Raw genomic sequence first — 18,648 nt, 5'->3', positions numbered from 1 at the left:
CCATCAGTGAGCGCCGGTGCGCAAGCAGAGCCATCAGACGGCGATCGCGCCAGCGACTGCGTTCCTCGATATGATCCAGCGAGAGCACTCTGCGGCGCTCGGCATCGAGGTCCTCCATAGTCTCGGCTGGCCAGTCGAAGGGAACGCGCGTCGCGGCGATATCCAGGAAAGTGCCTCTGTAGCGCGAAGCGTAATCGAAAACGCCACCCGGCGCGTTCAGATCGATGGTCTCGAACGGGCCCATGATGTACCAGCGCATAGCAAGCCCGTCGCGCATCACGGTGTCGAGATCGGCAGCAGTGGCATAGCCCTGTTTGTAAAGGCTCAGCGCTTCGTCGAGCACAGCGCCTTGGAGGCGGTTGAGCAGAAAACCCGCGATTTCGCGCCGGACAATCACAGGCTGTTGCCCCACCTGTTCGTAGAACGTAAGCGCCCTTTCCAGCGTCCTCGGCGAGGTCCACGGCGCGCCGCACAACTCCACAAGCGGCACGAGCGAAGGAGGATTCACCGGATGCCCGACGAAGCAGCGCGCGCGGCCCGGCAAACCCTCCGTGAACTTCGACGCGGGCAAGCCCGAGGTCGAGCTAGCAAGCAGTGCGTCGGGCGGGGTCAGCCGATCCAGTTCTGCGAACAGCGCACGCTTAGCCTCGACGACTTCGGCAATGTTCGCCTGCACAAGCGCGGCGTCCCTGACCGTTTCCTGGAGCGTGCCGCATGCGGTGATGCGCGCGAGGATTGCATCGACCGGTTCCTCGACCAGACCAAATGACGCAAGATCTTCGACGCTCCGGCGAATCTCGGGGAGTGCTCCCTTCAGCATCTCTTGCGAGGCATCGTGAATTCTCACGGTAGCGCCGCTGCGCGAACACGATTGTCCACGCGTGGCCGATACGACCCGAGCCGATTACTGCGGTTCTGTTTTTCTGCATACACTTCATCCTGACTGCTGGGTGCTTATGCACTCGCTCTCCATCACGATGCGATGTAAAGGCCACCATTGATATGAATGGTCTCGCCTGTCAGAAAGCTCGCTCCATCGCTGCAAAGGAAAGAGACCACAGTAGCCACTTCGCGTGGGTGGCCCATGCGCTTGAGCAGCGTGTTGGCGAGCCACATATCGCCATCGCTTTCCATAATTGCGCGAACCATCGGCGTATCGATGATGCCTGGCGATACGCAGTTCACGCGCGTGTGCGGTGCAAGTTCTTTCGCGAGACTACGCGCAAACGCGAGCACACCGCCTTTGGCCGCGCCGTAATGCGAATGCCAGATAACGCCGGCGTGCCCTGCGAGCGATGCGACATGTACCATTGCACTTCCCTCGCGCAGATAGGGCATAACAGCTCGCGAAATATAGAAAGTCCCGTCAAGATTGATAGCGATGATGCGGTGCCACTCCTCGTCCGTCATGTCGCGCGTGGGACTCTTCGGAAAGTGGCCCGCCGAGGTCACCAAGAAATCGATGCCCCCGAAGCGCTCATTGCACAGCCGACTAGCGGCGTCGGCATCTGCGGATTGCGTCACGTCCACCTTCGCCACCGCGATGCGCTCGCCCGATGGATCGAGCTCCCGCGCAAAATCTCGCAGCGCCTGCTCGTTGAGGCCGGTAAGCACCATGTTAGCGCCGCACGCGTGGAACTCCGCCGCGATGGCCCGAGAAATGCCGCCGTTGGCGCCGGTCATCAGCAGCGCACGCCCTTTGAAGTCATACATTTTTCGTCTCCTTACATGTTGTTCACCACGACGTATAGCCGCCGTCTACAGTGAGAATCGTGGCAGTGCAATAGCTCGCTGCATCGCTCGCGAGGAACAGCACCGCGCTTGCGATTGAGCCGATATTGACAATGCTGCCGGCGCCGCGCTTCGCCATGTGGCGGCCGAATTCGCGGCCGCACCAGAACGCGGCGTCGGAGTAGACTTGCATCGTGCGCGTCCAGACGTCGTCGGGTGTGTCGAGGAAATCGGTAACGATCGCTATGCCCGCTTTGTTGACGAGAATATCTACCGCGCGTTCCTCGTTCAGCTCGCGCGCCAGCTCGGCTACGGCGTCCGCTTGCGTAACGTCGATCTGGCGCGCCATGGCGTCAATGCCGGACGGCACACACGCCATACAGATGCCGGCAGGCGTCAGATCGACGGCAAATTTCCCCGAAGCGGAAAAGAATGCATTGTGCTCGACATGCGCATTGGCGGAGGTCGCGTCGAAGACGATGTCGTACGCATCGCTGTGCGCCTTAAGGAATTTAAATCCATCCGCCGACGTCTCGATGCCACGCTCTTTTGCAATGGCGAGCCCGCGGCTCTTCGGATCGCGGCCGGCCACGAATGCAAGGCTCAGGCCTTCCGCCTCAAGAACCTTGCACATCAGATCCGTGGCGATCTTTCCAGATCCAATGATGGCTACGTTCGTGCGTTGATCATTCATATTGAATTCTCGTTGGGCTATAAACCGTAAACATTTGTGCCCTCCAGTTCAGAAAAAATCAGAAATCGGGGTTGCGAATCGCGGCTGCAAGTCCGCTCCATATCCTCCGTCTACCGCAGGCATATGGTCTCTGTCGATTCCAGGATCGGCCAGACGTCACCGCGGACCGCTCTCACGCAGATTCCGCGCCATGTCGCCCCCGCCCATGAAAATCCGATACACGGGCTTCTGGGGCACTTGCGGAAATCGAGCTGGCTGAATGAGGTCGGCTTCCCGACAAACCGCGTACGTTTTGTATCAAACGTAAGGCCGCAAATTGCTCACTACAGATTCCCGGTAGCCGCCGGAGGCGCGATCAATCGAAAAGCCGCGCACAATGAACTGGCGATGCTTAAACAGTTCGTGACGGACGTGATGCGCTGCTCCTAGATCCGCAACCGCTCAGCCACCTGTGGAAAGCGTATTTCCGTTTGCCGCAAACGACCCATTGTTTGGCGAGAGCTGAATGGTGGCGCCATCTGCTGCGAGCGCCTCAGCTCACGCAGTTGAAGCGCGGCAAAACGATATACCGCGAACTGCGCAGCTCGGCGCCGGCATCGAGACTGCAACGGGCGGCGCGGCTCAAGATTTTCGGCGTCGGCGCGCTCTGGGCGATTGACCGTCCAACCTCGGCGCTACGATCAACGAGATGGTGTCCGTGACGATCTCCATAACTAAACAGCCCGATCAGCGTAAGCCGATGGGGCTGTTTCGGTCAGGCTGACCATTCCACTAAACCCGCTGCGGTCAACGAGGCCTCGGACAGCCATATGTCCTCGATCGCTCGATGAATGCCCAAAAGCCGCGCGGGATCTCGGTGAAGCGTCTGAGCGCAATGTCGCCTTCGCACAGCCGCTGCGCCGATCGCGCGTTCGGGGCTCGTCAGAATACCGAAGTAGCGGCGGGCATGTGCGTACACCTGGGGATTGAGCGCAGCCTCGGCGAAGATCGGTCTTGCCTTCTACGTCGAACAGTAAAAGCGTGTCCGATTTGAACACTATGCGACGTCAGCTTCCCGACAAACCGAACGCATTCTGCGGCGCCAACACCGGAGCGGCGCCGGTCCGCCCGCACCCTTCCGTTCTCATTAGCAAAACGTTTGGCCACTTCATCACTGGTACAGTTATTGCACTAAACACTAGTAAAGAAAAAATTTAGTTCAATCAATTCTCGACAGCCAAGGAAGGTATTGCGATGAATTTCTTTTCAATCCAGTTGCGCCGGCTGCTTGGCGCTGTTTTTTGTACAATTGCAGCGCTTTCTGATACTGCCCTCGCAGACGGCCCACAGCACTATGACCCAGAGCGCATTCTCGAAGCGTTCAGGAACCCCTATACTGGTCCTGACGAAATCGACAGAACCATAGGCATCGTTGCTCACCGTGGCGTCGTTAGCAGTGGTTGTCCCGAGAATTCGCTTTGTTCGATTCAAAATACCTATAACAACGGTATCGAGGCCATCGAACTGGATGTGAAGCAAAGCAGCGAGGGAACTCCGTATCTCTTCCATGATAACAACGTCGGGCGCGTTGATGCCACCTCCGGATTTGATATCTATACAGGCAAAGGATGGAATGCCGATGTCCGTTCGCTTCCCGATGCAACGCTCGAAAAAATTATGTTGCGCGATAAGCAATTCAGAATCACGGGATACAATGCGCTCTCGCTTGAGGAAGCTTTGGATAGGGTGAAGTCCGACTACCCCAACATGTTAGTGATACTCGACATCAAGACTCTCGATGCGATTTCCCGCGCGGCAGATATCGCCCTCCATCGAGGTATGCAAAATATGGTGGTTCTCAAGTTCTTCGCCACATTAGCGGCAGCCGAGCCGGAGAATATCGTGAAATACACGAAAGGCGTTGCATTTGCGCCAATGATTTACGCCAGAGACGAAGATGAGATTGCCAACCGGTACACGGACTTGGGCTGTGAACAAGCCATGGCCCACTTTCCAGTCATAACCGTAGTCCACTATCACCAATGCTTGGTAAATTCCTGGTTGGATAAGGCCAGCGAGCAGAGTAACTTTGCTTGGATTGAAGTCGGCAACAAGAACCCCGTAGACGGCGATCCCACATACGACCTAGTGAAGGATCTCCGCGACGGGCGCAAAGCCATGGGAGCCTTCAATCCGGTGAAGGAGTACCGCCAAAACGCGAACGACGGCAGATGGTACATCCGCAGCAATGGTACTTGTTGCGCTAGCCTCGACGACTACCTAACAGATACTATGCATTTCGGTAATGAAACAGCGGATAGGCGCCCGAACGTTGACCTGCAACTTGAGAACGGTTTCACGTCGATCACTACAGACGATCCAGTGGGGGCCGCAGCTGCCGCAAGCCGCTCTGGAATGCGTGACACCAGCCGGTATTATTAGCTAGCCGGAACAGCAGTCGAAAAAAATGACTTTCGGGCAGCTGAACCAAGTAAAGTCTGGAGAAGTCCGAGGGTTGACGACGCTGTAAGTTAAATGCTGAGTCACACACCCCGCGATCGGCCATGGCTATTCAAAGAAGCTGTTTTTTAGCAACACGAGCGCCGCGCCATTTGCCGCAGCATCACCATTCGCCTCTGACAGAACCAACTTTGGCCGCGGCGGTCCAACGCCGTATCGATGCACATCCCAGAAGCGGGCGCGCTCGATCAACATGCGGCCGAGCGCTGCGGGCAACTGCCCACCGAATACGATGGCCTCCGGGTCGAACAGGCCAGCGATGGCGTTTATCGTTCTGTCAAGCACGGGTAACGTGCGCGCAACCCACGTCTCGACGCCGGGCCAGGCCGGATCGAAGCGCATCCTTAGGTCTTCGACAGAATCGATATCTATACCGTTGGCGCGCAACTCGCCGATCAGATAGCGCAAGGCCGGACGGTTTTCTGCTTCCGCGGGTGTGCAAAGCGTCATTTCACCCGCATTGCCATGCGCACCGAAATAGGGCTTTCCGTTAATGATGACGCCACCTCCAAAGCCGTAATTGAACGATAGATAAAAAAAGCTCTTCGCCCAGCGCCCCGCCCCGAGCAGGCTTTCGCCAATCGCAGCTGTTGTCGCGTTATTATCGATCCACACAGGCAGTCCGAACGAGCGCTCAAGGATCGGTGCAAGGTCGACAAGCGACCAGTCCTGAAGCGGTTCGGGCGCATTCATCTGCCGGTCGTCGGCGACGAAATAACCGGTCATGGCGAATCCGACGCCGATCAGACGGTCGCGCGACACGTGGTTGCGCGTGAGAATCCGGTCGATGGCATCATTGATCGCCGCAAGTGAGGCATTGCGGCTCGTTGGCGTCGTGCGGAGCTGCACCTCTTCGAGGATATGGCATCCAAGGTCAGCGAGACACACCGACATGGAATCCGTGTTGATCGATACGCCGAGCGAGTACGCTGCCTCACGAACCAGTTCGATGCGCGGACTCGGCTGGCCGCGCCCGTTCCTGATCATTTCGCCGGTCCTCAGCAGACCGCGTTCAATCAGTTGCTCGATGAGCCGGTGCACCGACTGTTGTGCGAGTTCACTCTGGGCCGAGATCGCTGCACGCGTGATCACACTGGAGCGTCGAACGAGGTCGAGAACAAGCCGCTCGCTCGCAATTAGCGGGCCGATCCGACCGCGTTGCCGCGTCGCGCCTGTCTCAGAATGTGGTGACACGAACTCTCGCGAAACCAGGGACATGGGTCACGCTCCGCCTATACACGAAATCGAAAATGGTAGCAGACGGGTCCGCTACCGAACCGCTGTCATAGTTGGCCGCGACGATCATCGGCTAGGCCGCGAGTGCCGACCAGAATGGCAGCACGACATCCGTCAGCGCTGACGTCCCGACCGCGATTCGCATCCCGTGACGTACGCGAGCGCCGTCGAATGCGACCCGAAGACCAGCCTCGCGGCACAGTACCGCGCCGGCAGCCAGATCCCAGAAACTCGTGTGGCACTCGAAATAGCCGTCGACATATCCTAACGCCGCGAAACCCAGGCCGATGGTCGCGCAGCGGTAGCCCGTCACCGCCCATTGATGACGCTTCATCTCCGCTTCGAGCGTCGCCGTTTCGGCCGTGGTCCAGTGCGGGTTGGTGCCAAGCGCCGCGACGCGCACATCGGGAAACGGCACGCCGCGCGTAAAGGGCTGACCGTTGAGAATCACGCCGTGCCCCGTCGCTGCCCCAAGGGTCATGCGCAGCACCGGGTAATGAATGACGCCGATTTCGGGCACGCCGTCCGCCACGAACGCAAGCGCGATCCCCCACAGTGGCGAGCCGCGCAGGAAATTGGCTGTCCCATCGATGGGATCGACGACCCAGAACCGCGATGCCATCTCGCCGCCCAACTCCTCGCCAACGACAGCTTCAGCAGGCCATATACCGGTGATCCGCTCCCTGATCTGCTGCTCGACGGCCATATCGGCTTCGCTGACAAAATCCATCGGCCCCTTGCTGCTGGTGGCGAGCGCTGCGCGCTCCATGAAAAACCCAAGCGCCCTCGCCCCGGCTTCTTCGACGATCGATGTCGCCGCCTGCAGACGACTCTCCAGATTGCTCAACACACTGCTCCATAAGATGGATGAGGGGCCATTGCAAAGCACGGCCGTCAGAACGTCGCACCTGACCACAGCGATTCACACCGTTGCCCCGGCATATCAGGCATCGCCACGCGCCTGCCGGTCGCAGTGTCAAACAGTGTCACATGTTCCGGCCGATAACCGAGAGACAGCCGGTCGCCCGTCCGGTAGTCCGCTGCGTCCCGCTGTGTCGCGATGATCCGCTGGCGGCCAAGCCGGCAATACAGCAGCCGATGACTGCCCATATCCTCAACCGCTTCAACCGTGCACACCAGACCGCTCATGTCGTGCCGCACCACGAACGCTTCGGGCCGGATGCCGACAAGGATGCGGGCACCACCCGCCTCGCCGTGGCCTGGCAACCCCCGCTCTGCAAACAGTAGCTCAATCCCATTCGCCAACACCACGCCACCGTCCGACGCGCACGTCGCTTCGAGCAGATTCATTGGCGGACTGCCGATAAAGCCCGCGACGAACGGCGTGCGTGGTCGATGATAAATGTCGCCCGGCGGGCCGATCTGTTCGATGTGTCCGCGATTCATCACGACGATGCGATCCGCGAGCGTCATCGCTTCGGTCTGGTCGTGTGTCACGAAGATCGTCGTTCCGCCGATTTCTTTGTGTAACCGCCGTAGCTCCAAACGCATCTCGTGCCGCAGTTTCGCGTCCAGGTTCGACAATGCCTCGTCGAACAATAGGATCGCGGGCTGACGTGCAATCGCGCGCGCTATCGCCACCCGCTGCCGCTGACCGCCAGACAGCTGGTCCGGGCGCCGCTTGAGCAGTTCAGTCAGCCCGAGCATGCTGGCCGCATCGCCAATACGCCGTCGGCGCTCCGTGCGCGGCAAGCGCGCGAGCCTGAGAGCGTAGCCGATGTTCTCCTCGACATTCATATGCGGATATAGTGCGTAATGCTGAAAAACCATCGCGCAGCCGCGTTCGCCGGGCGCGCGCAGTGTGACATCTTCGCCGCCTATCAGGACGCGTCCGTGCGTGACCGACTCGAGCCCCGCCACGATACGCAGCAAGGTCGACTTGCCGCACCCCGATGGACCGAGCACGACCGTCAGCTCACCTGGCTCGAACACAATGTTCAGGTCGGCCATTACCGTGTGACCGTCATACAGCTTCGTCACGGCCTCGACGGCGATACCGGCCGGCCGACTGCTTGCGCGATCACTCATCATTTCCCGATTCCCGTCACACCTTTGACAAACCAGCGCTGCATCAGCGCGATCGCGACCAGCGGCGGCGCCATGCCGACCAGCGCAGCGGCCATCATCAGACTCCATTCAGGCGCCTGGCTCGCTTCAGTCGGCACGAAGCTCGCGACACCAAGTACGATCGTGCGCATGTCCTGCCGGCTCGTCATCAAAAGCGGCCACATATAATCCTTCCACGTCGAGATGAATACGATCGTGCCCAGCGCCGCAAAATTGGCCCTCGAGAGCGGCAACAGGATGTCAAAGAAGAAGCGCACGGGCCCTGCACCGTCCAGGCGCGCCGCCTCGGACAGCTCCGCGGACACTGTCTGATAGAACTGCCTGAAAAGGAACGTCCCCGTGGCCGACGCGACCAACGGCAATGTGAGGCCCGCGTAGGTATCCAGGAGGTTCAGTGATGCCGTGAATTGCAGCCCCGTCAGCGTGGCGAGCACGGTATCGAGGTGGGTGGCGCGGAGGATCGTCTTCAAGGGCTCGAAGAGATCGGAGGCGACCGCATAGGTCGGTACGATACGAACCTCGACAGGCAGCAGCAGGGTTGCCAGCACGCCGAAGAAGATCACGTGCCTGAACCGCGAGCGGAAGTATACGACGGCATATGCGGTGATCGACGACAACGCGAGTTTGCCGATCACGACAACCGACGACACCACAAAGCTGTTGAACAGCATGCGTCCGAGGTCCGTACGGCGCGCGACCTCGTGCAGATTGTCGATCAGGCGGTCGCCCGGTACCAGCGCGATCCCCTCGCCCAGCAGCGATGTATTCGAGACGGAGGCCGCGCAGATTGCCAGATAGATGGGCGCGAGCGCGAACGCGATGCCGACCAGCAGCACGGCATAGGCAACCAGCCTGAGGACCGGGTGACGTTCGACCATGACTAGTTTCCCCCGTCGAGTCTGCGTTCGAATACGCGGAACTGCGCGAACGTCATCGCGAGGATGAAAAACATAAGGATGACGGAAAGCGTCGAGGATCCAGACAGATCGAGCCCGACGAAGCCGTCCGAGTAGATCTTGTACGCGATGATGTTGGTCGCCCCTGCGGGACCGCCCGCCGTCAACGTATCGACGATACCGAAGCTATTCGTCATCGCCTCGATCATGCTGGCGACCGTCACGAACAGGATGAACGGTTTAAGCATGGGCAGCTTAATATCGAAGAAGCGCCGCACGGGGCCAGCGCCATCGATGGCGGCAGCGGCCAGATAGTTTTGCGGGATCGAGCGCAGTGCGGCAAGGAAGATCACAAAATTGAACGGAACCTGGGTCCACGCGAACGCAAGTGTGATGACGGCAATCGCTTCGGTGCCGTTGGACTGCGGCGCCCACAATCCTGGGTGGATCGCGTTAAGGTGCGCGAGCGGACCGACGATGGGATTCGCGATGAAGCGCATGATCACGCCCAGCACCGCGCCCGCAATCGCATACGGCCAGATCAGCAGATTGCTGAATACTGCGCTGCCGCGAAGGTTCAGATCCGCGAAGCCGGCGAGAGCAAGTGCGATCAGCCCCCCGGAACCGACACCCGCGACTGCGAAGATCGCCGTGATTCGCAGAGACGCATAGAAAGTGGCGTCCGAGAGGATGCGAACATAGTTGTCCAAACCAACGAATAGCGAGCCGTTGCCGAACGGGCGCACGAGGTTAAAGGACCACCAGACGGCCTTGCAGGCCGGCCAGTAGAAAAACAGAGCCACCAGCAGAAGCTGAGGCAGTGCGAGCATCAGCGGTATCTGGCGGCCTGGGAATCTGGCGCTTGGTTTCATTTGGAATAGAAAATTTGCATGTCGGGCAGTCAGCGGCAAGCGCGCTCGCGTTTCGTCAGGGCAGGCACATGCCCCTGTAGGTTGCCTCAAAGCGTGCGAGCAACGCATTGCCATGTGTTTGTGCCTCACGCAGCGCATCATCCATCGATTTGTCACCGTGGAACGCATGCTGCACCTCTTCGAACCAGATCGAGCGGAACTGCGGAAAGAAGCCGAGCCGTTCGCCCATATTGTTTTCGTTTCCCGGCTCGTTGAGCGACATCAAGCCTGCCGTGATTGGCAGCAGAGCCACGTCCCTTTGATCGGACGTTGTAGATAGCATCGCTTGCGCCTCCCGCGTAACGGGCAGATAGCCTGTCTTTAGTGCAAATGCGATCTGGTTTCGCCGCTCACGCACAAAGGCGAGAAACGCTGCGGCGACGCGATAGCTGGCCAGGTCCTGACCTTTCATCACCCAGATCGAACTGCCACCAATCACTGTGTGGTAACGTAGCGTGCCCGCGTAGACAGGCATCATGCCCACTGCCGGGCGCACCTTGCCGACGCTCATGATGACGCCCATCGCTCCCGTTGAATCTATCGACATCGCACACTCACCATTCGCGAAAGCGATCGCCTGGCTGCCCGTGCGCGTGTCGGCCGCATCGAGCAGCAACCCCGCCTTGCGCCAACGCAGCAAGTCGTGCATCCAGCGGTTCAGCGGACTGTCCGCGAACACATAGCGCGCGGATAGCCCTTGTCGTCCGTTGGCACCACTCGCAAGCGGCACGCCCTGCACGGCCGCCGGCTGCTCGAATAGTTTCCACGGCGAATAATCGCTGACAGCGGGGCAAGTGGCGCCCGCGGCCCGCAGCTTGCGCGCCGCGGCCTCGAACGCTTCCCACGTCGACGGCGTGCTGGTCACGCCGACTGCGGCGAGTCGCGCAGAATTTGCGTACAGCACGAGCGTCGACACTCCGAACGGTTGCGAATAGAGCCGCCCGTCCGACGATGCGTAGTACCGTCGCACCACATCGGCATAGAGAGATGCATCAACCGGCTTGCCCACCGACGCCGTCATCTCATCCATCGGATAAATGGCGCCGCTTAACATCATGTCCGCCGTGCCAACGTCGTAAATCTCGACGAGCGCTGGCTGCCTGCCCGCGCGATACGCTGCGACCGTCTTGCGCATCGTCTGCTCGTACGCGCCCTGCGACACACATTGCACCTTGTCCACCGGCGACGACGCATTGAACCCGTCGCAAAGGGTCTGGATCGCGGTGGCCACGGTACCCGTATGACCGTACCAGAACTGGATGGTTGTTGCCATCGACGGCGACGCACCGAGCGCAAGCAGTACAGCCACAGCAACGCTTGGCATACGCATCATCGCGCACCCCCGTTCGATACGGCGAGACGATGCCCGACCGTGCCGCTCATTGCGATGCGATCCGGCGCAGGAAGAACTGGTTGTCGAACGCATACATGTCATTGAACACGCAGAACTCGGGCGCGCCCAATTCGATGACGTCAAACAGCATGCCCACACCTGCAAAGCAGCCGCTGACGAGATCGAGGCACGCACGCGTGACGTCGGGCGTCATCGGGCGGATCAAATACGACAGTGTGATGTGAAACTCGTAGTGATCGTGCCATGCCGTCCTGAGTGACAGACACTCGGCGAGCCGCGTGCGCAGGTCACGCAGCTTGCGCTCTTCCGCCGCATCAACGGGTACGAGCTTGATGCAGCCAATGTGCGTCTGATTCGCGCGTTCGGCCACCCTGAGACGCAGCGGCAACGCGCATCCCAGATCGAACGATTCGAGCTTCGCCGCGAAGTGACGCGTGCACTCGAGAACGCTCGCGTCATGCGGCAGATCCATCGGCCAGCGGCCGTTGTCGCGTTCGCGGTCTGCGACGCCCTCGAACACGGTCATGTGATAGCTCTCCGGTGGCAGAAAGGTCAGCGATGACGCAAACAGACTCGATCTGATCGTATCGCGCACAGCGACGAGCGCATCGGATAGCGGTGTAAAAAGAGGCACGTGACACACCAGCGTATTGCCGGGATAGCGCAACACGTTGCCATTCGAATCGAACTTCTTTCCGATATGGTCCAGCGAGATGGGCGGTACTTTAGAGACGTCGATAGTATTCATGCCTGCTGTTTTCATTTGTTCCTGATGTTTATGTCTGTTCAGTGCGTCATTCGCTCAGCGAAAAACGCAGTGCGACTTCCCCGATCACATCGGCGTCGCCGGGAGAAAACTTCCAGCGCATCAGCGCGTTGATTGCAACCTGGTCGAAGATCTTCGGCGGATCCGAGCGCACGATACTCACAGCGCTCACGCTCCCATCCGGCGTGATCGTGACGTGCGCGATCACCGACCCTTCGATGTTGCCGGCCATCGCGCGCGGCGGATAATCCGGCTCGACCCGCACCAGCGGCACGATGCCTTTGCGGACCTTTGGTGGCTGCGGCGCGGCGGGCGGTGTCTGATGCGTCGGCTTCTCCATGTCCGGTGCGACGGCGGGCGCCGCCTGCGGCACAGTCACGGGCCCCTGACTGACGACGGGCGCGGGTGTCACGGCCGGCGCAGGCGCCGCGCTGCGTGTGGGCGCTGCATGCCGCACCGGCGTGGGACGGTGCGGCACAGGCGCGGGCTTCGGCGGTTCGGGGGGTGCATTCCGGGCCGGCTGCGGCGGTGCGGGATGGGCGGGCGCGTCGGCGATCGTCACAATCTTCATCACCTTCGGTGGCGGAGGTGGTTCGGCAACAGGCTGCACCGCGATGCGTCCCAATACCGCAACCAGCCCACCTTCGATGACAAGCGCAATCACAAACGCAGCGGGCCAACGCATCCCAGACTTCGGTTCGGGCGGCAGGAGCGTTCCCAGAACGACTGTCTTCATGAGTGCACCTCAGCGCACGGCCGCGACGCCGACATCGTCGACACCCGCCGCGTGCGCGAGGTCCATCACGTGCAGCAGATCCTGCAGCGGCACTTCCCTGTCGCCCGCAATCAGCACGTCGACCTTCGCGTCGTGCGCACGTGCACGGATCGTCTGCGTCGCCAAGTCAGCGGACACCGGTTTGCCTTCGAAGAACAGGCTGCCGTCCTTCTTCACCGTGATCGTGAGCGTCGCCTTCGGCAGCGGGGCGGCCGATGCGGCGTGCGGCACGTTGATCTTGACGCCGCTCGCATCGATCATCTTCAACATCGTGACCATGAAGAAAATCAGCAGGAACATCATGATGTCGATCATCGGCACAATTTCGATGCGCGGTTCGTGCGACTCGACGTAACGAGTGCGGCTCATGATTATGCTCCCGACGCATCGGAGGCCATCGTGCGCGACATCGCCCGTACGCTCGCGACGTGCTCCTGACGCTCACGCGTATCGGCGGCGCCCGCGATACCCGCAGTACCCGCCGTGCTCCTGCCGACCAGATGGGTGCGCTTGACGCTTGCGAGCTTGATCAGATCGAGGCACAACACCGCAAGCCGCACCCGCTTGGCGAAGTAGCCGTTCGCCGCGACCCCGACAATGGCCACGAGCAAACCACAGCCCGTCGCGATCAGCGCATGACTTATGCCGCCCGTCACAGCACCCGCGCTAGGCCCTGCGGCGCCAAGCACGTTGAACGACTCGGTGATGCCGATGATCGTGCCGAGCAACCCGATCAGCGGTCCGAGCGTCACAGCTGTATCGAGCATCCACAGGTGCCTGTCGAGTTGCGGCAACGTGCGTACGATCGCTTCGTCGATATAGCGGTCCATCTCGTCGGGATTCAGCGAGCGCGCCTCGACGACAGCCTGCAACGTCGCACCGTAAACCGTGGAACGGTAGCGCGTCGCAACTTCGTTCACCGAGCGTTCATCGTGGAAGTCGAGCGAGTTGAGGCGATGATCGATTTCTGCGCCCGAGGGTGCCGCCTTCGCGAAGAACGCCACGCGCTCGATCGCGACGGCCAGCACCACGAGAAAAAGCAGCGCGAGGATCGGGATGATGCCCGCCGACTGCGTGCTCAGACTGAGAAATTGCTGCAGGATGTTCATGTCATGTCCTTGATGAAATAATCCCGTGTCCGGCCGGTCACCCGTGGGGCAGCCCAGCCGTCCTAGGTCAAAGATGCTTCGGGGTATAGGTCAGACCGAGCCAGAAGGTCCGCCCGATGGAGAACTTGTCCTTCAGCAGATTACGGTTTTGACCGGTGACGGCGACCACGGGCGATCCCGTCAGGTTCGCGACTTCGAAGAACGTCTGCCAGCCCGAGCCGATGTCATAGCGTGCCTGCAGATCGATTTCCTTGCGCGCCTGCCAGTACACGTCCTGGCGCGGCAGGCTGGCATCAACCGCACGCAGGCTTGTGCCGATCCAGTTATACGCGACCGTGATGCCGAATTTGCGATAGTTGTAGAAGATACTGAGGTTACGGATCTGATCTGGCTGGTTGACGAGGCGGTTGATCGTGCGCGTGCTGCCCGATGACGTGATCGCATTCAGGCGACCGCTTAGCAACGTGAGGTTTCCGCTGAAGCCGAAGCCCTGCAGGTACCGCGTAAGCCAGCCGAGCGAACTCTGCACGAAGTTCAGTTCGATGCCGTCGAGTTTCGAACTCGACGAATTGAGTGGCTGTGTGATCGACGCTGTGCGGGTCAAGCCATCGTAAAACAGCGTCCCCTGGCGGGTCAGGCTGTAGATCTCGTTTTTGATCTGCTTGTGAAACGCTGCGAGCGAGACGAGGCCCGAGTGCGGCAGATACCATTCCGCCGAGAGATCGAGGTTCGTCGATTCGCGCGGTTTGATGTTCGGGTTGCCGGTGACAACGGTCAGCGACCCGTCTGAGCTTTCGGAGATTGACGTGTTGGGCGCGTAGTCGTCATAGGTCGGCCGGCCGATGGTTTTGCTGGCGGCGAGCTTCAGGCGCACTGCGGGTGTCGCATCGAAAACCAGCGATGCGGCCGGCAATGTGAAGTTGTACTTCGAATCGTTAGTGACGGACTGCCATGTGGTCGTGCCTCCCACCGTATTGCGCACATTGCCTGTCGTCGACAGACGCGTGTTGTCCTGGCGCAGTCCGATCATCGCGCTCAGACGATCCGTGCGCCATGACGCCATCGCGTAGCCGGCCGCCGTCTGTTCCGTGTGCGAGTAGTCGTTCTGCAAACTGCTCGCGAGATTGTTGACGTTCGCCGCAACAAGGCTGCCATTGCTCAACAGTTGCTGCCAGGCCTTGTTAAGGTCGATGGTCATGAACGGCAGACCATTGGTGTACGGCAGCGTGGTCCCCGACGCACCGCCCACGCCCGCCATCGTCATCCCGCTGCCGGTCGGAAAGTAGGCGTTGAACGCTTCGTTGTAGTTGTGGCCGAGGCTGCGATAATCGACGCCGATGGCATACCCCAGTCCGCGCGAATCGAGGTCCATGTTCTGGCGGAAATCGAGCTTCAGGTCGCCCACCCTGTCGTCGATCCGGATGTTGTCGGTACGCCAATAGAGCGGCTGCCAATTTGCGGGATTCACAAAGCCGGAGGGATTCACAACGCTCACGGCGGGATCGAATCCGGATGTGTCATAGGTCGTCGCCATGCCCGGTATGCCGACGATAGATGGCTGCGTGCCGGACGCACCGTACTTCAGGTTGCCGTAGATGTACTTCACAGCCGTCTGTGGATTCCACTGACTTGCCTTCGAAAACGAGGAGCGGAACGACAATATCCGATCATCGCCAAGATGCCAGTCGAGACCACCCTGGACGTTCTCCACGGTACGGTCGATCTTGCTTTGCTGTACACCTGCTTCCGCTTCGCCGAGTGCGAACTGACCCGACGTCGCCGTTTGGTTGATGACGGGGTTGCTAGAGACCCCCGTCGTGCGCCCGACGTCGATGATGTTCTCGTCGCGCAACTCATGCATATTCTCGACGTTGTAGCCGAGCGAGACGAAACCGTATACGTCCGGCGTGAACTTCGCTTCGAGTTTCGCATCGACGCCCTGCCGCTCGAGATTCTTGCGGTACTGCCAGTATTTGAACTGCTGGGGTACGGGGAGGCCGTTGCCTAGATTCGCCCCGCCCGTCGCCGCGGGGTTCGCGAGCGAGCCGTTCGCGTTGTAGAAGTTGTAGAAGATGTTGTCCGTGGTCATGTGACCCAGCGAATACGTGTTCTGTTTCTCGTAGTTCGCTGCGATCACGAGGCCGACGGCCTGGCTCGGGCCAAATGTGGCGCTCCATGCCATATCCGCCTTGCGCGCGAGGCCCTCGGCCCCCGACAGAACCTTGCCTGTTGCGTCGGCATGACCGAGTGCTCCCGTCGCGCTGAAATACGGCTTGCCGCCGTTGTCGAACGCGCTGCGCGTGACGATGTTCACGGACCCGCCGACCGCATTCGGGTCCTGATCCGGCTGCCAGGTCTTGAAGACCTGCACCTGTTTGACGAGCGACGACGGCAGCATATTCGTGCGTACGCCGCGGCTCGTCTGGTCGGTTGAGGCCATCGGCGCACCGTCGAACGAGATATTGTTGTAGCTCGCGTCGAGGCCACGTATCGCGACGAACTGCGCCTCGTCGCGACCGTTCACGTTGTCCGAGTTAAAGCTCACCGATACGCCGGCGACACGCTTCACCACCTCGGTGACGGTCGCATCCGGCAAGGTTTCTATCTGCTCCTTCGTCAAAACATCCATCACCCGGTCCTGCGTCTGCTTCGTCGCGACGGCCGCACCGCTCACTGCGCGCTTGCGCGTGACGTCGACATGACCGAAGCGCTGGACCTGCTGGTCCTTATCCGTGGTCTGCTCGCCCGCTGCACTAGACTCCGTCTCATCCGCCGGAACCTGCGCCGCGGCGCAGGCCAGCGATGACCACGCTGCCGCTGTCGCGAATGCAAGCGCAGAAAGGCGCCAGTAACGGCGGCCGACTTGCTGATCGAACATGGTTCTTCCCGAATGTGTCATGTATGTGGTCATCGCGAAACTCCGACGAGCCTTCGCTGCCTCGGCGGCCGTCCAGCGCGACCAGAGGGATATTACTACTCCTTGTGTGTACTATTAGTGACAGTTATGGGAAGCGGTTCGTCGCCGGACTCCTCGCCCAAGAAAATGCGTTGAAAGCGCTTTTCTATAGGTAACCCGGCAGACTTGTGACACAGGACCCTAAAAAATTTTGATGTATTGCGTGCAATTGTAATCATCAGGTGTAATATTCGCAGGCCAGCCACTGCGTCGAACGACCGGCGCGCTTTCTGGCGCTGATATTCGCGCCAGACGGCGCGCAACCCGGCATGGCCCACATCGCAACAACCGACCGTGTCGCCAGATAGGACAGCAGCGATGGCATTTCGCCTTGAGGACCGTTGGGTTTGGGATTTCTGGTTTGCACAGGAAAGCGGGCTCACCCACATGTTTTTCCTGAATGCCCCGAAGGCGATCGGTGACCCCGAGCAGCGGCACTGGAACGTATCGATTGGCCATGCGGTTTCCAGCGATCTGGTCAACTGGACAGAACGCGGGACCACGCTGCATCCAGCGCGCTCGCCCGCATGGGATGACTACACCACGTGGACGGGATCGGTCGTACGCACGTCGAAGCAGCGCTGGATGATGTTTTACACTGGCACGAACCATGCAGATCGTGGTCTCGTGCAGCGCATCGGTGCCGCTGTATCCGACGATCTGCATACGTGGGAACGACTTGCGCACAATCCGATACTGGAGATCGATCCTTCTTGGTACGAGCCGCTCAATACAGATATGTGGCACGACCAGGCCTTCCGCGACCCCTGGGTCTTCGCCGCCCCGAACGGCGACGGCTGGCACATGGTGTTCACCGCTCGAGAGCCCATAGGCCCGGCGCTCGGACGCGGCGTGCTCGGGCATGCGGTGTCGCGCGATCTCGAACACTGGTCGCTGCGCCCGCCGCTGTTCCGCTCGAAGGTGTTCGGGCAACTCGAAGTACCGCAGATCTTCGAGCACCAGGGCCGCTGGTACTGCCTGTTCTGCACCGCGAAGAACCATATCGAGCCGACGTATTGCCGCGAGCGTATGTCCGAGCCCATGACGGGCACGCACTATTTGATTGCCGATCATCCGCTTGGCGAATGGAGGCTGGTCGAGGAAGACTTTCTGGTCGGCGATGCAGCAGGCTCGCTCTATTCCGGCCGGGTGGTGCACGCACCGGACGGTACCTTGCGCTTCATGGCCTTTCTGAAATTCGGCAAGGACAGCCAGTTCATCGGGGAGATCTCGGACCCGATGCCCGTCCACGTACTCGACAATGGCCGGTTGCAAGTTGATGCGTCGCCCTACGGGGTCGGTGCCCCCGGCAGGTTGGCGGGAAAGCGGCAAGAATGCGACACGCGATGAGACCCAAAGATCTTGCCCACAAGCTTGGGATGTCGTGAACCACGGTCAGCCGTGCGCTCAATGGCTACCCGGAGCGTAACGCTATTCGATGACATCTCCGACCGAACCCTTTTGAGCCGGTCGCTGTGCTCGGGCGTTGCGCGGTTCAGCGCGCGTTGCGTATTTCGGCGAACGTGACCGCCGATTTCGGGAACGTGACCGATTCGGCGAGTTTGGGCGTTGCGCGGTGTCGATTGTAGATTTCCTTGTCAGTTTTGGTCGAGTTCGGGCTCCAGCATGGTGG

The 18,648-nt window shown here is 60.3% G+C and carries 15 protein-coding genes and 1 pseudogene; 2 read left to right on the top strand and 14 right to left on the bottom strand.

The window, feature by feature from the left end; all coding sequences use genetic code 11:
• The 3 genes and pseudogenes from AB4Y31_RS31450 to AB4Y31_RS31440 form a co-directional block, all read right to left on the bottom strand.
• Nucleotides 1-929, bottom strand: a pseudogene (locus AB4Y31_RS31450) (3-hydroxyacyl-CoA dehydrogenase); the annotation flags it as partial.
• A gap of 43 nt (nt 930-972) precedes the next feature.
• On the bottom strand, nt 973-1,713 hold the full coding sequence (locus AB4Y31_RS31445; RefSeq protein ID WP_368677388.1) for an SDR family NAD(P)-dependent oxidoreductase: 741 nt from the start codon (nt 1,711-1,713) through the stop codon (nt 973-975).
• Nucleotides 1,714-1,735: 22 nt separating this feature from the next.
• A complete protein-coding gene (locus AB4Y31_RS31440) occupies nt 1,736-2,446 on the bottom strand; it encodes an SDR family oxidoreductase (protein WP_368677389.1) in 711 nt (236 codons plus the stop codon).
• A gap of 1,212 nt (nt 2,447-3,658) precedes the next feature.
• Here AB4Y31_RS31440 and AB4Y31_RS31435 point away from each other — a divergent pair.
• On the top strand, nt 3,659-4,846 hold the full coding sequence (locus tag AB4Y31_RS31435) for a glycerophosphodiester phosphodiesterase family protein (RefSeq protein ID WP_368677387.1): 1,188 nt from the start codon (nt 3,659-3,661) through the stop codon (nt 4,844-4,846).
• 126 nt (nt 4,847-4,972) lie between these two features.
• Here the strand turns inward: AB4Y31_RS31435 and AB4Y31_RS31430 are convergent, their stop codons facing one another.
• The 11 genes from AB4Y31_RS31430 to AB4Y31_RS31380 form a co-directional block, all read right to left on the bottom strand.
• Nucleotides 4,973-6,142: an ROK family transcriptional regulator gene (locus AB4Y31_RS31430; RefSeq protein ID WP_083925536.1), complete on the bottom strand. Its 1,170-nt coding sequence runs from the start codon at nt 6,140-6,142 to the stop codon at nt 4,973-4,975.
• A 91-nt stretch (nt 6,143-6,233) separates the two neighbouring features.
• The gene (locus AB4Y31_RS31425) at nt 6,234-7,007 is read right to left on the bottom strand and encodes an inositol monophosphatase family protein (protein WP_199189644.1); all 774 of its coding nucleotides are present in this window, start codon (nt 7,005-7,007) and stop codon (nt 6,234-6,236) included.
• A 47-nt stretch (nt 7,008-7,054) separates the two neighbouring features.
• Nucleotides 7,055-8,209: an ABC transporter ATP-binding protein gene (locus tag AB4Y31_RS31420; RefSeq protein WP_223258602.1), complete on the bottom strand. Its 1,155-nt coding sequence runs from the start codon at nt 8,207-8,209 to the stop codon at nt 7,055-7,057.
• Nucleotides 8,209-9,126, bottom strand: a complete 918-nt coding sequence (locus tag AB4Y31_RS31415; RefSeq protein ID WP_368677386.1) for an ABC transporter permease subunit — start codon at nt 9,124-9,126, stop codon at nt 8,209-8,211. Before AB4Y31_RS31415 ends, AB4Y31_RS31420 begins: the two co-directional genes overlap by 1 nt.
• A gap of 2 nt (nt 9,127-9,128) precedes the next feature.
• Nucleotides 9,129-9,974, bottom strand: a complete 846-nt coding sequence (locus AB4Y31_RS31410; protein WP_018439722.1) for a carbohydrate ABC transporter permease — start codon at nt 9,972-9,974, stop codon at nt 9,129-9,131.
• A 97-nt stretch (nt 9,975-10,071) separates the two neighbouring features.
• Nucleotides 10,072-11,379, bottom strand: a complete 1,308-nt coding sequence (locus tag AB4Y31_RS31405) for an extracellular solute-binding protein (protein ID WP_368677385.1) — start codon at nt 11,377-11,379, stop codon at nt 10,072-10,074.
• A 55-nt stretch (nt 11,380-11,434) separates the two neighbouring features.
• Nucleotides 11,435-12,157 (bottom strand): DUF1868 domain-containing protein, encoded by a 723-nt coding sequence (locus AB4Y31_RS31400; protein ID WP_018439724.1) that lies wholly within the window; start codon nt 12,155-12,157, stop codon nt 11,435-11,437.
• A 46-nt stretch (nt 12,158-12,203) separates the two neighbouring features.
• The gene (locus tag AB4Y31_RS31395; RefSeq protein WP_368677384.1) at nt 12,204-12,911 is read right to left on the bottom strand and encodes an energy transducer TonB; all 708 of its coding nucleotides are present in this window, start codon (nt 12,909-12,911) and stop codon (nt 12,204-12,206) included.
• Between the two features lie 9 nt (nt 12,912-12,920).
• On the bottom strand, nt 12,921-13,319 hold the full coding sequence (locus AB4Y31_RS31390) for a biopolymer transporter ExbD (RefSeq protein WP_018439726.1): 399 nt from the start codon (nt 13,317-13,319) through the stop codon (nt 12,921-12,923).
• 2 nt (nt 13,320-13,321) lie between these two features.
• A complete protein-coding gene (locus AB4Y31_RS31385; RefSeq protein WP_368677383.1) occupies nt 13,322-14,059 on the bottom strand; it encodes a MotA/TolQ/ExbB proton channel family protein in 738 nt (245 codons plus the stop codon).
• Between the two features lie 67 nt (nt 14,060-14,126).
• Nucleotides 14,127-16,970 (bottom strand): TonB-dependent receptor, encoded by a 2,844-nt coding sequence (locus AB4Y31_RS31380; RefSeq protein ID WP_368677382.1) that lies wholly within the window; start codon nt 16,968-16,970, stop codon nt 14,127-14,129.
• 363 nt (nt 16,971-17,333) lie between these two features.
• On the opposite strand from AB4Y31_RS31380, the gene AB4Y31_RS31375 reads away from it, so the two are divergent.
• Nucleotides 17,334-18,365, top strand: coding sequence for a hypothetical protein (locus tag AB4Y31_RS31375; protein ID WP_107153825.1), 1,032 nt, complete (start codon nt 17,334-17,336; stop codon nt 18,363-18,365).
• The last annotated feature ends 283 nt before the right edge of the window (nt 18,366-18,648 follow it).

Source organism: Trinickia sp. EG282A, from assembly GCF_040965455.1.
Lineage (GTDB): Bacteria > Pseudomonadota > Gammaproteobacteria > Burkholderiales > Burkholderiaceae > Trinickia > Trinickia symbiotica.
Note: the sequence above shows the minus strand (reverse complement) of the source record. Positions and strands in the feature narration are given on the sequence as shown.

Bases quoted from the DNA above. Each gene is read 5' to 3' on its own strand.
- AB4Y31_RS31385 (WP_368677383.1), bottom strand. From the start codon at position 14,059: ATGAACATCCTGCAGCAATTTCTCAGTCTGAGCACGCAGTCGGCGGGC.
- AB4Y31_RS31430 (WP_083925536.1), bottom strand. From the start codon at position 6,142: ATGTCCCTGGTTTCGCGAGAGTTCGTGTCACCACATTCTGAGACAGGC.
- AB4Y31_RS31420 (WP_223258602.1), bottom strand. From the start codon at position 8,209: ATGAGTGATCGCGCAAGCAGTCGGCCGGCCGGTATCGCCGTCGAGGCC.
- AB4Y31_RS31410 (WP_018439722.1), bottom strand. From the start codon at position 9,974: ATGCTCGCACTGCCTCAGCTTCTGCTGGTGGCTCTGTTTTTCTACTGG.
- AB4Y31_RS31400 (WP_018439724.1), bottom strand. From the start codon at position 12,157: ATGAATACTATCGACGTCTCTAAAGTACCGCCCATCTCGCTGGACCAT.
- AB4Y31_RS31415 (WP_368677386.1), bottom strand. From the start codon at position 9,126: ATGGTCGAACGTCACCCGGTCCTCAGGCTGGTTGCCTATGCCGTGCTG.
- AB4Y31_RS31375 (WP_107153825.1), top strand. From the start codon at position 17,334: ATGGCATTTCGCCTTGAGGACCGTTGGGTTTGGGATTTCTGGTTTGCA.
- AB4Y31_RS31445 (WP_368677388.1), bottom strand. From the start codon at position 1,713: ATGTATGACTTCAAAGGGCGTGCGCTGCTGATGACCGGCGCCAACGGC.
- AB4Y31_RS31405 (WP_368677385.1), bottom strand. From the start codon at position 11,379: ATGCCAAGCGTTGCTGTGGCTGTACTGCTTGCGCTCGGTGCGTCGCCG.
- AB4Y31_RS31390 (WP_018439726.1), bottom strand. From the start codon at position 13,319: ATGAGCCGCACTCGTTACGTCGAGTCGCACGAACCGCGCATCGAAATT.
- AB4Y31_RS31435 (WP_368677387.1), top strand. From the start codon at position 3,659: ATGAATTTCTTTTCAATCCAGTTGCGCCGGCTGCTTGGCGCTGTTTTT.
- AB4Y31_RS31395 (WP_368677384.1), bottom strand. From the start codon at position 12,911: ATGAAGACAGTCGTTCTGGGAACGCTCCTGCCGCCCGAACCGAAGTCT.
- AB4Y31_RS31380 (WP_368677382.1), bottom strand. From the start codon at position 16,970: ATGACCACATACATGACACATTCGGGAAGAACCATGTTCGATCAGCAA.